Source organism: Psychrobacillus sp. BL-248-WT-3, from assembly GCF_012843435.1.
Taxonomy (GTDB): domain Bacteria; phylum Bacillota; class Bacilli; order Bacillales_A; family Planococcaceae; genus Psychrobacillus.
Genome location: NZ_JABAFC010000004.1, coordinates 78,835 through 93,996, shown reverse-complemented (window position 1 = coordinate 93,996; position 15,162 = coordinate 78,835). Strand labels below are relative to the sequence as shown.

Below are 15,162 nucleotides of genomic sequence, written 5' to 3'. Positions count from 1 at the left end.
CTACTTTATTTACTTGAATATTCCTTTAGTAAAGCTAACACTTTTTCCGATGTTTTTCCATCACCGAAAACAGGAGTATAAGAAGGAGTTACTTCTTTTTTAACTGCGTCTACGATTTTGTTTGTATCTGTTCCAGTTAAGATATTTGCATCCTCTATTAATGTCTCTACCCATTCCGTTTGATCACGAACAGTAACACAAGGTACTTCTGCAAAGTATGCTTCTTTTTGAACGCCACCAGAATCTGTTACGATTTTTTTTGCGTTTGTTTCTAAGGAAAGCATATCTAAATAACCAACTGGATCTATAACTTGTAAATTAGGAATTTCATCTAGCTTAAAGCCATAATCCTCTAATTTTTTCTTAGTTCTTGGATGGATTGGCCAAACCTTTTTATCTTCGATTTGACGGAATGCATCTAAAATGGACTTCATACGGTCCACATCATCTGTATTTTCTGCACGGTGAATCGTAATTAGTAAGTAATCCTTTGGAGCGATCTTTTCAGTCTCTAAAATAGTAGATGTAGACTTAGCTAGTTCCTTATTGTATAGAACTGCATCATACATTACGTCTCCAATATTATACACGCCTGCGCTAATATTTTCGTTCGTTAAATTCTGGATAGCTGTCTCCGTTGGACAAAGTAACAACGTGGAAACATGGTCCGTTAAAATACGGTTAACTTCTTCAGGCATTCTCATATTGAAGCTGCGAAGACCTGCTTCGATATGAACAATAGGAATATGCAGTTTAGCAGCTGCAAGTGCTCCTGCTAATGTTGAGTTTGTATCACCATACACTAATAAGAAATCAGGATTTTCTTTTAAAATTATTTCTTCGATCTTAGCTAGCATTTCACCAGTTTGTTTACCATGGTTTCCTGAACCGATTCCTAAATGATAGTCAGGCTTTGGAATGTTTAATTCCTCGAAAAATATATCAGACATATTGGCATCATAATGCTGTCCAGTATGAACGATAAGCTCTGTTACTTCTTCACGAATGACACGTGAAACTGCTGCTGCTTTAATAAACTGAGGTCTTGCTCCTAAAATAGTTAGAACCTTCATTTTGTAATCTCCTTCATCATTTCAATCATGTCTTTTACGATAAACGAATTGATATTGTACGGATGCTCATACTTTTGTCCATTTCTTTTAAAAGTAAGAGACTGTACATACTGCTTGTAAGTCGGATAGATTCCGTACCACTCCATTGGCTCATCAAAATATTTACGATATAGATTTTTCTTTCTATATATTTTGCGTAGTAAAGGATAGAGAATACCATATTTATTTTTAAGTGAATTTTCTGGTCCTGGCTTTTGAGGCAATGGATAGAATTCCGGATACATTTGATGCAATGTATAATCATATAAATATTTTTTATATTTTAAATCCGCAGGGATTTTACTGAAAAAGTGGATTAAACGATCATCCCATAACGGAATGGACCAGCCTTGTCCAAAATATTCGTATACACGAACAGAATTAATGATAAATTTCGCTTGTCGTTCTCGCCAATTCCATTCATCAATTAAAGAAGTGACGCGTTCATTTGTATAATTGGAATACGCTTCAATATCCTGATACAATCCTTTACCGATGTCTGTTTCTGCATAGCTGTCTTTACCGGTTAGCTCCCATAATCGAAAATGCTTGTTCATTATAAAGGTTTGAATTTCACTCTTTTCAAATTGCTTGTCAACAATAGATTCATAAGGTAAATGTCCACCTGCCAGATAATCTAAGGAATGACCTGGTAAAAACACTGCGTCTTGTAACCCTTCTTCCTCAACCAGCAGCTTGGTGCTTGGGAAATCTTGAAGATGTGCTACCGAAACAGCATTACTAGAATACACGACATAGTCCTTCCATTCGTCAGACTTGTACATATCCTCCCACATCTTTTTATCATAGGCAAAGTATTTCCATTTTAAGCCCAGCTTATCAGCAATCTGTTTACTAACAGTTGACTCTCCGTTCCCTGGTCTTCCGTATGTAAATGCAATAATATTATCCTTCAACCCACGTTCTACCAATGCTAATGCGATTAATCGAGAGTCATACCCACCACTAAGTGGAATGACGATTTGACGATCCTTTAAACGACTTGCAAGATCATCAAATAAGTCATGAAATACTGTCTTTAACTCGTCTGCAAATGTATCGATTGGCTCTGTTTCTTTTGGAAGAACATACGAATAGTAGTAGGCCTGGACAGCCTTTTCCTGCAATGTAACATAAGAAACTGCAGGAACCTGGCTCCATTCCTTAAATAACGTCTTCTCTCTAAAAACAAATCCTGTGATTAGGAACTCTTCCTCTGCCTCTGGATTCATATTTAAGCCTTCCTGAGGCTGTATATAATCTTGGACAAGCCAGTTTCCTGACTGATCCTCCATATAAAATAATGGAATAGAACGCTTCATATCAGTTACCAGTTTTGTTTCTACTGGAGTTGTATAGATTAACGCATATTCCCCATTCCATTTGGCAAAGTCATTAGATGTTAAAATTTCTTCATTTATAATGCTAGCGAAGTTTTCATGGGTGACATATTGATTTTCATAATAGAAGTATCCTCTGAAAAACCCTTCATACCCGACACCTTTTATAGTATGAAAATCTTTATGCCTAAGGTTTGTTATACATTTTTTTGACATGCCTATCCCCCATTACTTTCTTTTTACAAAATACTTATCCATACGAACTAGTAGGACTAGAAGAATGAAAACAAGCCATACTCCTAAGATTAGCCAGCTATTTAAATCGTGTAATTGAATATATACAATTCCAAGAGTTGCAGCTATTAGCCATAAGATTGTCCAACCCATTTTTATACCTGAGAAGGGTACATAATATAGCTTTTGACTTTTACGGAATACCATAAATAAAGCGATACAATAGGCTGCTATATACGAAATAACTGTTCCCCATATATTGAGGTACGGCACAAAAACAAAATTCAATGCAACTGATACAATTGCAGCTATCCCAAATGCTATAGAAATATGTTTTGTTTGTTTAGAATAAAATATTCCAGTAGAAACAATCATATAGTAAAAGCTTAAAAATGTTGCGATTGAAATGGGTGCAACATATTGAAATGCAATTCTAAAGTTATCTGGCATTACTAAAATAATCCATGGCATAAATGTCGCTAAAGCTAAAACTCCAAAGCTGCCAATGATTAAAAATGCCGCATATAATGTTGCAAATAATTGGGGACTATCTTTTTTGTCCTTTAAAGACATAGAAAATGGTCTCCATGCTAGTTGTATACCGCTCGTCAATAGAGTTATAAAGGTTGCAAACTTAATAGCGGTCCCATAAATACCTACATCATCTAATGTCCCATATGCCCGTATAAAAAAGTTATTGGCATTCGCTATGATCCAAAAAGCTAAAGAGGCAGGCACTAGGGGAGCAGCGTAAACTAAGATTTTCTTTAAAATAGCTTTATCGTACAGTGGCTTTAAATACACTCGAACAGGCTTTATTAACACTAAGACGATAATAGCCACGCTGACTAAGCGAGCTACTAGTATCCCTTCTAATGAAGTCCATACAAACATTAAGAAAAGGACAGAAACTACTGCTATTAATAGCATTTTACCTATCGTCGTAAAGACTACTCTCTTCGTATGGAACTCATATCTTAAAATAGTTAAAACTAGTGTAATAATGGTATCTAAGCATAACGTACCTAATGCAATATAAAATAGCTGAGAATAGCCCGCTGATTCTAATATAAGAGCAGACAGCCAATCTCCCCCGATTAAAAATACTGCAAATAACAAGACAACTATTGATAAACGGAACGTCATAACCGAGCGAACGTACTTTTCCCGTGTGTCTTTATCTTTATACTCAAAGTAATAATAAGCTAACGCGGAGTCAGTACCAAATATTACGAGGAAAGTAAGCATAGATACCGTAGTATCTACCATCTGTAGCATTCCCACTAGCGATTCTTTTTCAAGATAATGTGCATATAAAGGGAATAGTATAAATGCGATTAGTTTAGTACCTACGTTCATAAATGCATAAAGGAGCGAATCCGCTCCTAAACGTTTTAACTGAGAGAACACTTAAAGAAGCTCCTCCTCAGGTACATTTTTCAAGAATTTTGCTGGGAAACCTTTTATAACAGTTTTCTCTTCTGTATCCTTTGTTACTATTGCTCCAGCTGCTACAAATGTTTCTTCTGCTATTGTTATACCAGGTAGAATAATAGACGCTCCACCTACACGAGCTCCACGTTTAACAATAGCTCCTTTAATCTTGTCGAAGCGTGCTTCCGTTCTTCCCATATAGTTATCATTTGTAGTTGTCACACATGGTGCGATAAATACATGATCTTCTAGAGTAGAATGAGCGGTGATATATGAATTCGATTGGATTTTAGTACGGTTACCGATCGTTACAAAGTTCTCAACTGTAACATTGCGACCAATGATAACAAAAGAACCAATTTCAACATCTTCTCGAACCGTTGCTAAATCAGCAATTAACGTACTCTCTCCGACTTTTGCTCCTCTATACACAATTGTATTAGCTCCAATTGTACATTCCTTGCCAAGCTCTAAAGGAGGAATTTCTTTCGTAATTTGCATTGTGCTTGTTTTGGCAGGCTTAGGCTGTTTGCCTACTACGGCACCATCATCGATGGTGGTACCATCACCAATGATGGTACCAGCGTGAATTGTTACACGATTGCCTATGCGAACGTTATCGCCAATCTTTGCTCCTTCTTCTATAACAGAAAAGTGTCCAACTGTCGTATTCTCGCCTAACTCAGCAGTTTCATGTATAAAATTCATCTTGTATCCCGCCCTTATAATTTAATATAGCGATTTGGAGTGTCAATTCCTTTAAACGCGTTACGAGTATCAAAAATAACTTTTGATTTTTGTGCAATATGAGCATAGTCAAAGCCAGTATGATCAGTAGCTAGGATAACTAGGTCAGCTGAATCTAACAACTCGTCTGTTAATTCCACAGTTTCATGTGTTTCTCCAGCAACTCTAAATGTAGTTACATGAGGATCAACTGTTTTGAAGTTAGCCCCTTGTTGTATTAATAGTTCTACTAATTTTAAAGATGGAGATTCGCGCATATCATCGATATCTTTTTTGTAAGCTACACCTAAAAGTACAACATTTGCATTTCTTAACGCTTTACCTTCATCATTTAAAATTTGCATTGCACGAGTAATTACATACTCAGGCATCGTATTGTTAATCTCACCAGCAAGCTCGATTAAGCGAGTGTGGTAGTTGTATTCTCTTGCTTTCCAAGTTAAGTAGAATGGGTCGATTGGAATACAGTGACCGCCTAATCCTGGGCCTGGGTAGAATGCCATAAAGCCGTATGGTTTTGTTTTAGCAGCATCGATTACTTCCCACACGTCAATTCCCATTTTCTCACAAAGAATAGCCATTTCGTTAGCTAGAGCGATGTTAATGTGACGGAATGTGTTTTCGAAAATTTTCTCCATCTCAGCGATAGCCGGACTAGAAACCTTATGCACGTCACCCTCTAATACATTGCTGTACATTGCAGCAGCTACTGTTGTACATTTTTCTGTAATACCACCAACTACCTTTGGTGTATTTTTTGTATTGAAGCTTTTATTACCTGGATCAATTCGTTCAGGTGAGTAAGCGATGAAAATATCTTCTCCTGTTACAAATCCTTTATCTTCTAATGCTTTTTTAATAATTTCTTCTGTTGTACCTGGATAAGTTGTTGACTCAAGAACTACTAGTGTACCTTTTTTAGCATATTTAGCAATTTCATTTACTGAGCTTTCAACATAAGAAGTATCAGGCTGTTGATAAATGTCTAATGGAGTCGGTACACAGATAGCAACTGCATCTACTGCACTAATTGAACCATAATCTGTAGAAGCAGTTAAATGACCTGATTCAACCATTTGTTTTAAGTCAACATCTACTACGTCACCAATATAGTTAATTCCTTCATTTACTTGTTGAACTTTAGATTCTTGTACATCAAATCCAATTACTTTATAGCCAGCTTTAGCTTTTTCAACCGCAAGTGGTAAACCAACATAACCTAAACCAACTACCCCAATAACTGCAGTGTGGTTTTCAATTTTTGCTAATAATTCTTCATAATATGTAGACATTTTATACTCTCCTTTTAATTGGTGCTGTTTTACTCTAGTAAAGACACCATCTTATCAATAAATGTTTCATGTTTTGGTACTTCAATTTTCTTTCACCCGAGTGCAAATGGGACAAGCGGTATCTGAGGAGCTGCCTCCTCACTCTTCTCCATTTGCCTGTCGGGGCAGACATAGGTGCTTACGCTTTTCTATACTTTCTAGCATCCAAAATATACTTCCACATAGATAGCGAAAGGATTGCTAATAAGATTCCTAAGATGAACCCTGCAATAGCTCCTTCTGTTCCATATGTTTTTGTTTGAGCTACTCTGGTTTCTCCAGCAACGCTTGGTTTTTCATAAGAAATGACGTCATTTCTTACTCTTTGTTCCGTAGCCAAAGCATTTGTTAAATCCATTTCAGCTGCAGATAATAAGGTAGTAAAGTTGTTAATTACCGTTACATTATCAGATTCAATTAATAATTTTTTATAATCTTCTATTGTGGTTTTTAATGTTTCAATACGCTCTGCTTGAATGCTCGCATATGTTTCAGTGCCACCAATTACTTTGTCATGTTGCTTCATTAATCCAGCTAATAATTGCTCATTAAACTGATTTAATTCATTCTTTACTTGTTCTTCAGTATCTCCATAGGTCTCTGTTTTTATGTAACTTCTAGTTGGGACAAAGACTTCTGTTTTCCCTGTAAAATGTTTGCCATACTGAGTCATGATATGATCGGGATTAGTTAGAGCCTCTAACTTTACAGATCCAGTAAAGACTGTGCTTTTTGCTACATACTTCCCATCTGATGGCACTAAAAAGGATGCACCATAACCTATTAAAGCTGCAACAACTGGGATGATGATGAACCAAATCTTTTTCCTCCAGAAAAATTCTAGAGAGTCATATAATCGATACGATTTATTTTCTGACATATCTCTTCTCCTTTAAACCCATTCATAAGGTAGTTAAAGGGAAACGTAACAAAACGTCTCCCTTTACTTTTTAATCATTATTTTCCAGAAAAGAAAGCAGCAATCTTTTCAACAACAAATTGCTGTTGCTCTTCTTTTAACTCAGGGAACATTGGTAAAGAAAGTGCCTCGTTTGCAGCTTTTTCTGCATTCGGGAAATCTCCTAGTTTATACCCTAAGCTTTCAAATACCGGTTGGATATGTAATGGTAGTGGATAATAAATCATTGTATCTACTCCATTTTCTTTTAAATAAGCTTGAAGCTCACCTCGACGCTCTGTCAAAATAGTATATTGGTGGAATACATGATGGAAACCTTCTACTTTTACAGGTGTCTTAATGTATTCTCCAACCTTTTCATTCAACAATTGAGTGTAAAAATCTGCATGAGCTCTACGTTGCTCACTCCAAGTGTCTAAATGAGGGAACTTAACATTTAATACTGCTGCTTGAAGCTCGTCCAGACGGCTATTATAACCAAGCACAGCATGATAATATTTCGGTTTACTACCGTGTACACGAATAACACGAGATTTCTCTGCGATATCATCATTATTGGTAACAACCATACCGCCATCACCGTAAGCTCCAAGATTTTTAGTCGGGAAGAAGCTATAAGTTGCTGCATCTCCTAATTCACCAACAGTAAAGTCACCTTGTTTAGCTCCAATTGCTTGTGCAGCATCCTCAATCACAATTAGGTTATGCTTGTCTGCAATTTTACGAATGCTCACCATATCAGCCATTTGACCATATAAGTGAACTGGAATAATTGCCTTCGTTTTGTCCGTAATATGCTTTTCTATCTCAGCTGGATCTATATTGAAAGAAACAGGGTCGATATCACAATAAACAGGTGTTGCACCGGCTCTGACGATTGCTCCACCAGTAGCAAAGAATGTAAATGGAGTTGTAATTACTTCATCTCCAGCACCTATACCTGCTGCTTGTAATGCAATATGAATTGCATCACTACCATTCCCACAACCAATCCCATGTGCCACATGGCTATATTCGGCAATATCCGCTTCTAGTTTTTTAACATTGCTTCCTAGAATGAAAACAGAGCTACTCATAACTCCGTCTAACGCTTCTAAAACTTCTGTTTTTAGCGATGCATATTGTTCCGATAAATCTAACATTGGTACTTTCATTTGTTTACACCAACCCTATATGAATTATTTAATATATGAAAAGCGCAACCCACCTTTTAAAGTGGTCTAGATAGTTTTTATCTACCTACTAGAGGGCTAATTACGCTTATACCCAACAACTTTTTGAAAAACAGAAATAATTGGTCGATATTCATCATTCACTAACCCAATTTTCTCAGCAACAATTTCAAATGCAATTAATATAAATAAAATAATAAAAATTGCCCAACGTAAAGTTAGTGTCTCAAATGTAATCGCTGATATACTAAATATCAAACCGAAACCATATATTACTAATACGGTATCACGATGAGACAAGCCAAGTGCAAGCAATCTATGATGCAAATGAGACTTATCTGCCACCGATATCGGCTTACGATTAACTAACCGTCGAATTATAGCGAAGGAAGTATCAAAAATTGGTACTCCTAAGATTAAAATAGGAACAACAAAACTAAATAATGTAACGCTTTTGAAAAGTCCTAATAACGAAAGGACAGCAATAGCGTATCCAAGGAACATGGAACCTGTATCACCCATAAAGATTTTTGCTGGGTGGAAATTATGAAATAAAAACCCAAGCGTACTCCCTAGTAAGATAAGAGACAATGTAAGTATTAACATTTTATCAGCAGAAAATGCTAAAAATGCAATACTTGCAAATACGATTGATGATATTCCAGCTGATAAGCCATCTAATCCGTCAATTAAGTTGATAGCGTTCGTAATAGCTAGAATCCAAAACAGTGTTACTATATAAGAGAAAATACCAAGTTCAAATACACCTAAAAAAGGAATATTTAAAACTTCAATTGTTAACCCACTACCCATAACAGCGCAAGCTGCTAATATTTGACCTAATAACTTAATTTTTGCAGAGATCTCATATTTATCGTCTATAATACCAAGCACGATAATAATCAGAGCACCTACAATAATTCCAGTAATCTTTGCTTCATACAATCCCGCAACGAAATAACCAACTGTTACTGCTATAAAAATTGCAAGTCCGCCTAAGCGAGGCATCACTTTTTGATGAACTTTTCTTTCAGAAGGTTTATCCACAGCCCCAATTATATGTGCAAACTTAATTACTAAAGGGGTAACTGCGATTGCCGTGGCCATAGATATGATAAAAGCAAGAAGTAATTTTATATCCAAAAATATCATCCTTGTTTTTTTATTTTCTTTTTAGCCGCTAGGTTCTACAAAATAGACGAACTAACGACATGAAAGTTTCTTCAATTAATGATTATACTATAAAACTAGCTTTGTAACCAAATTTAATATAAAGAAAGAAAAGACTGACTTTTCGCTTTAGTATGAGCAAAAATCAGTCCTTTCTATTCTTGTAAAAAGCTTTATTTTTTCTAGTACTATATTAGGAGAACTCAGGCCAGTTTACTTGTAAACTGTCTCCCTCAATCTTTTCTAAAGTACGGTACTTAAAGGGAAGAATTTCTTGCATCTCTGGTTCCTCTAATAAGATCTCTAAAGGTAATAGACTAAAGCTATCTTCTTCCTCTTGAATCATATAAGCCCCTACTACCTTACCATTTTCCTTCATGTTAATTCGCATAAAAGCTGGAAAATATAAATTATTATTTGATTGAATAATAGAGGATGCTAGTACAATATCTTTGCCGTCTTGAACTATGGAGTCCTGTTCAATTTTTTCAAAAACCTTTGCTGCCCAAGCCTGTCTTTTATAGAATCCTACTATTTTCTGAGCATTTCCTACAATATTGTTCTCTTTCCCTTTTTCCTCTGCAGCCATGTACTTCCCTCCAAAGTTTACCAAAATCCATACTTAATACGTTATCACACATTAAAATGCTTCGCAACACCTACTACTATATACTCATTTTAGTCTTTATATATAGCTTGAATGTCATCAATGATGATTTCACCATTTGCTTTTTTAGCATTTTCTGTTTGCATATAACGGACAGGAAGATCCATTTTCAATGGATAAGAAAGTCCAGCAGGAACATTCGCTGTAACAAATCTCCAATCGGTCCAAGTTACATTTTTATCAAAGTCCAATTGAACCGTTTTACCAGTAGCATCAACTACTTGAGATCTTAACCAGTTACCTTTACTGTCACCTTTAACCCACATTCCTATTTTCTTTAACGGTGTGCTAATTGTAAGGTTCGTTTTAGCATTAATATAAGCTCCTGAAGTACCAGTCGTGTCTTTAAAATCATAGGTTAACTTGATAGCCTTTGACCCATCTCTATCATTAGCAACGGACGTCACGGAAACACTTTTAGCTTTGTCACTAGTAGCTTCATAGTTAAAGATACCTTTGTTAAATGACTCTAAAATAGTTGGTGCGACCTCACCTACAATGACAGGAATAGTTAAAGACTTATTTCCGTATTTTACATTAATCGTTCCAATTCCATCTTTGTTTGGTGCTGTGTACTTACCATTCGCTTGAACAGTCCCTACAGTACTACTAAATGTAAATGCACTAGCATCCGTTAAAACTGCTTGTCCATTTTTAATCCCACTTACGGAAAGCTGAACGGCTTGCCCTTTCGCTAATTGCAAATAATTTTCGGATGCTTTAATACTGTCTATCGTGTTTGTGACTCTCAACTGTATATTTGTAGTCTTACCTTCATAAGTAACCATTCCTGCATAAGTCCCTGGTTTTGCATTGACAACCTGCTTACCGTTTACAGAAGACAATATAGTAGAAGTAACTTTTCCATTTCCTGAAATTGCAACTGGGTTCATATACTGGTCAAGCCCTTTTACAGGAACTGATAGATTAGTATAGGTCGCCCCTTGAAATACTTCAAGTACGTTAGATGCTGGAGAAATAGTTACCGCAGGACCTGTTTTATACGTACTAACAAAGAGTAGTGAGTTGGCTACCGAGCGCTCGTATCCATCGGAAGGAGTATTGGCTACCGTCACTTTTGTGTTACCAAGCTCTCTTACTACTACCGTAGAGGAACCACCACCATCAAAGGTCATCGCATAGTTAGCTCCAAGATCTTTCATCAGCTTTGCAGTATTTTGTAAGGAAAGCCCCTTACTTTGAGTAGTTCTTCCATCAATTACAGCAGTGAATAGACTACCATCTTTTCGAACTCCAACAGCTGTTCTTGGTGCAACACCTGCTACTTTAATCGTTTGTAGTACGCCGTTTTTTACTAAATGATATCTACCACTTACAGCCTCTCGAACATCATTCCATTCGGCTGGAGTAAATTTAGTAGATATTTCAATTTGGTCACCTACATTAATTCCCTTTAGGAAATCGCTAGCAAAATGATGACCTGACAAAATAATTTCATTCGTATTTAAAGCAGCATTTCCAACACCAGATATCACTTCGGTAACCGTACCAGCAAGTGTTTCACCACCGTTTAGCTTACCTGAGTCGATTTTCACACGAACTTCTGTGCCAAGCTCGTTAGTGCTTGTTGTTGGAGCAAAGTCTCTAGTATAGACAACGAGATGATCTGCTAATCTCTTTCTATTAACCGAATTAATAGGATAGGATGTCCCATTTACAGAAAGGTTCATAGAAACTTGAGGAGCACCAATGATAGCTTTCTTATTAGAAGTAATCCCAAGTACAGCTAAGTCGCTTAACGCAGTTTGCGGTGTAGCTACAATAGATCCATCAATCATCATTAAATCTACTGGCTGACCTGTTTTATCAAAATAATCGCCGTTAACGCCTGCTACAACATGATAAGAATCATTTTGCGGAACACTATTTGCTTGTGAGGAAGTTGTTTCAAACCCAACTACTTGATCCTTCGCAAGCTCTGCCTTCATTTGTATATTGGAAGTTTTTCCATCGTAGTCAATGACAAAAAGCTTTTGAGCCCCTAGTGCCCCATCAATGTCTATCAGTTTTTTTCTTACTCCGGGAGCAATTTGAGTAATAGCCTGAGCAGCTACTTTACCAATGGATAGAGTAGGGATAGCTTCTTTTGGAAATAAGTTAGAAGCAGGAGTCCCTACAGGGGGGGTAACTGTTGACCCACCCTGAGCATTCTCCAATTCTCGAAGCTTAGCTTTAGACGGTGTTTTATAATCTACATACCCCGCCATTTTAGTAATATACATTCCGCCACCAAGCCCATATTGTCCACCATAAAGATTGTCATAGCGATAGACACGGTATTGCTCTCCTGGTTTTAGAATTCTCTCAAATACTAAACCATCTGATGTTCGTTTCCATAGGTTGATCGGTTTTACTACTTTAATTTTTCCCACTTGACCTGGAACCATTAAAATACCGTCCCAATACACTTTCGTTGCTTGCGCTTCTACTTGACTTGGTTGGAATAGTGAACTCGTGACCACTGCAAAAACGACAAAAAGGTATAGCAATTTTCGTTTCATTTAATTAAATCTCCTTCATTTCCCAGCTGATTCAGCTTGTTTTCCACGATTTTTCTCAATCGTGTATCTCCATAGATTACTTCCATCGTAGTAATAGAGGTTACCGTTTAAGTCCTGTTCCAGTCCATAAACTCCTTTATCCTTTAACCATTCAACTTTTAAACTATCTATTGTTACACGGAACAACTTACCTTCAACACTTCCATAAATGTAGCCATCTACACCCTCTAATATTTGTGCATTACGGAATCGACCTGATATTAATGGTAATAACTCAACTGTCTCGATATCAGTCCATTCATCCTTGTATTTAAAGAGCTTTCCATCAGCCATTCCCCATACATAATTCTCTTTATCTACTATTAAACTAGTAATCATACTTGAGCTAAATGGTAGGTGAATATATTTTTTATCCTCTGGATCAAAACGATTAAAATAGAACAGTCTCGCTCCTCTAGGATTTACTTGTTGGTTAGCATGGATAGACGTACCGCCAAACACTTGCGTTCCTCTGCTAACTAATGAAACAATACTTTGGTTATAAATGTAGTTCTCGAAAATCTCTGTTTTTTTAGTGGTAGTATCATAAAAAACTAATGCTCCTCCACCAACACTAGTGTCTGGAAGAGTACCTAGGATGATTTCTTTCCCTTTATTATATGGAGCGACTGCAGTAGAGCGCTCTTGCCCATGTGAGCTCATTCTAATCACTTCTGCTGGATTTCCAGTCCCCCATGGAATCGCACGATCATATACTAATAGTCTAGCGAGAGGATATGCACCAATATAAAGCTTGTTATTAATCTCGAACATAGACTCCACTTGGCTTATGTTACGATATAATTCCTTATTCCCCGTTGCAACGTTATAAACGCCAAGGCCCCCGGACATATAACCATTTGCATAAATATGTTTTCCATCTGAGCTAGATGCTAAAGTGTAAAGCTCAACCGGCTGCTCCGGCAAATTGAAATTGTGGTATTGCATTTCACCTGTTTGTGGGTTGTACTCAAAAACTTGACCTAGGTTATCAACCATACCTGATAAAATCCATTCTTTTGGTTCTTCAACTTGTTCCTCGGGAGTTTCTTCCAAAGTGTCCTCCCCAGTTGAACCTCCCCCTTCTTCAAAAGGAGTTTCGATGATTGGTGTAGTTGGTTTAGGAATAATCAACTCTGTATTTTTTACACCAGATTCTACTTTAGGTGCAGTAACTGCGCCTGGAACAGTATTTTCACTTTCATCCCCTGTTCCTTCCTCGTTCGGAAGCTTAGGATTCTTCACGATAAAGTCTAGATTAATAGCTTCCGTTCCTTTAGGCAGATAAACACCAAGTTCGGTATGCATTTTTGTCTCGAACTCATATTTAATCAATTGTTGCCCTTTTGTATAGTAGATGCCCTCTCCATTTGGAGAAACTGCTGATACGGTTTTAGAGCTCAATTCAAATTCATCCACTATTTTAAGTGTTTTACGGTCAAAAATAACAGCCATATTTGAAGGATGTAATCTAGCAATAATATAATTATCCGTTAAAACTAAGTCCTGTGCATATTTTTCAGACATGTATTTTGCTGGCAAAAATGAAGTGAAATTTTTTGTGTTCGGCTTTTTTACTAATAAATCCATTGGAGAACCAATAGAAACGTAAATTTCATCTTTATCTTCATCAGCAACGATAGCTTTCACGAATTCTTTTCGTTTTCGAATTTGACCAAATTCCTCTATTTCTTTTGTTTCTGTATCAAATGCCACTAACGAACCACCATAAGCCGAACCTGCATACACTTTATTGCCGGATACGATTAAATCTTGAATAGATGTATCACTCTTATTGGAAAAAATCGCTCCATGCTTTTCAAATACTTCCTCGTTCGGATCATAGCTATAAAGTACGCTCGATACTGATCCACCAACCCATAGCTTCCCATTTTCATCTACATCCAAGCCCCATGCACTTTTCGAATCTTCTAACGTAAACGTATGTAAGATTTCTTTAGACTTATAATCCACGACAACAAGTGCCGCTGGAGAGCCATGCATGATGTAGTAAATAAAGTAGTCGCCCTCGTTATTTGCTGCAATTTTAGAGGATACAGCGGAAGCTTTAAAAATCATTGGTCCTAAATTTTCGTAGCCTTCCTCTATTACTTCTTCTACTGGCTTTTCTTCTATTATATCGTCCAGCCATTCCTCCGAGTTATCGACCTCTAGTTTTTCTTCGACAACATCTTTAATACCTTCTATTCCTTGTTGCTCTTTTACTTCTACCATTGGCTTTTTGACTATCTCTTCTGCGTGAACACTACTCATCGGCGCTGCTAAAACCATAGCAAGCATTGCTGTACTAATTTTTTTCAACATTCTAACCCCTTTCATATCTATACTAACTTTAACATGATATGGAAACTTTTTAAATATAATCATGTAACTAAATTGTAATCATAGCTATTTATATAGTAAATGCTACCACTTATGATTCATGATATAATAGTATTGGAAATAAAAGATAGG

General features: G+C 36.6%; 11 protein-coding genes. All 11 read right to left on the bottom strand.

Annotation, left to right across the window (positions count from 1 at the left end):
- Positions 1-5: 5 nt before the first annotated feature.
- The 11 genes from wecB to HF876_RS04085 all read right to left on the bottom strand — a co-directional run bounded on the left by wecB (position 6) and on the right by HF876_RS04085 (position 15,009).
- The gene (gene wecB, locus HF876_RS04135; RefSeq protein WP_169358797.1) at positions 6-1,073 is read right to left on the bottom strand and encodes a non-hydrolyzing UDP-N-acetylglucosamine 2-epimerase; all 1,068 of its coding nucleotides are present in this window, start codon (positions 1,071-1,073) and stop codon (positions 6-8) included.
- Positions 1,070-2,668: an asparagine synthase C-terminal domain-containing protein gene (locus HF876_RS04130; RefSeq protein WP_169358796.1), complete on the bottom strand. Its 1,599-nt coding sequence runs from the start codon at positions 2,666-2,668 to the stop codon at positions 1,070-1,072. Before HF876_RS04130 ends, wecB begins: the two co-directional genes overlap by 4 nt.
- Before the next feature lie 12 nt (positions 2,669-2,680).
- Positions 2,681-4,096, bottom strand: coding sequence for an oligosaccharide flippase family protein (locus tag HF876_RS19240; protein ID WP_169358795.1), 1,416 nt, complete (start codon positions 4,094-4,096; stop codon positions 2,681-2,683).
- Positions 4,097-4,828 carry an acyltransferase gene (locus HF876_RS04120; RefSeq protein WP_169358794.1) on the bottom strand — a complete coding sequence of 244 codons (732 nt, stop codon included), beginning with the start codon at positions 4,826-4,828 and terminating at the stop codon, positions 4,097-4,099. It lies immediately after the preceding gene.
- 14 nt (positions 4,829-4,842) lie between these two features.
- Positions 4,843-6,159 (bottom strand): nucleotide sugar dehydrogenase, encoded by a 1,317-nt coding sequence (locus HF876_RS04115; protein WP_169358793.1) that lies wholly within the window; start codon positions 6,157-6,159, stop codon positions 4,843-4,845.
- A gap of 178 nt (positions 6,160-6,337) precedes the next feature.
- A complete protein-coding gene (locus HF876_RS04110; protein ID WP_169358792.1) occupies positions 6,338-7,078 on the bottom strand; it encodes a hypothetical protein in 741 nt (246 codons plus the stop codon).
- 77 nt (positions 7,079-7,155) lie between these two features.
- On the bottom strand, positions 7,156-8,271 hold the full coding sequence (locus tag HF876_RS04105; protein ID WP_169358791.1) for a DegT/DnrJ/EryC1/StrS family aminotransferase: 1,116 nt from the start codon (positions 8,269-8,271) through the stop codon (positions 7,156-7,158).
- A gap of 96 nt (positions 8,272-8,367) precedes the next feature.
- The gene (locus tag HF876_RS04100) at positions 8,368-9,432 is read right to left on the bottom strand and encodes a glycosyltransferase family 4 protein (protein ID WP_169358790.1); all 1,065 of its coding nucleotides are present in this window, start codon (positions 9,430-9,432) and stop codon (positions 8,368-8,370) included.
- Between the two features lie 220 nt (positions 9,433-9,652).
- Positions 9,653-10,048, bottom strand: coding sequence for a hypothetical protein (locus HF876_RS04095; RefSeq protein ID WP_169358789.1), 396 nt, complete (start codon positions 10,046-10,048; stop codon positions 9,653-9,655).
- Positions 10,049-10,137: 89 nt separating this feature from the next.
- A complete protein-coding gene (locus HF876_RS04090; RefSeq protein WP_169358788.1) occupies positions 10,138-12,648 on the bottom strand; it encodes a phosphodiester glycosidase family protein in 2,511 nt (836 codons plus the stop codon).
- A 15-nt stretch (positions 12,649-12,663) separates the two neighbouring features.
- Positions 12,664-15,009, bottom strand: coding sequence for a ligand-binding sensor domain-containing protein (locus tag HF876_RS04085; protein WP_205964000.1), 2,346 nt, complete (start codon positions 15,007-15,009; stop codon positions 12,664-12,666).
- Positions 15,010-15,162 lie beyond the last annotated feature (153 nt).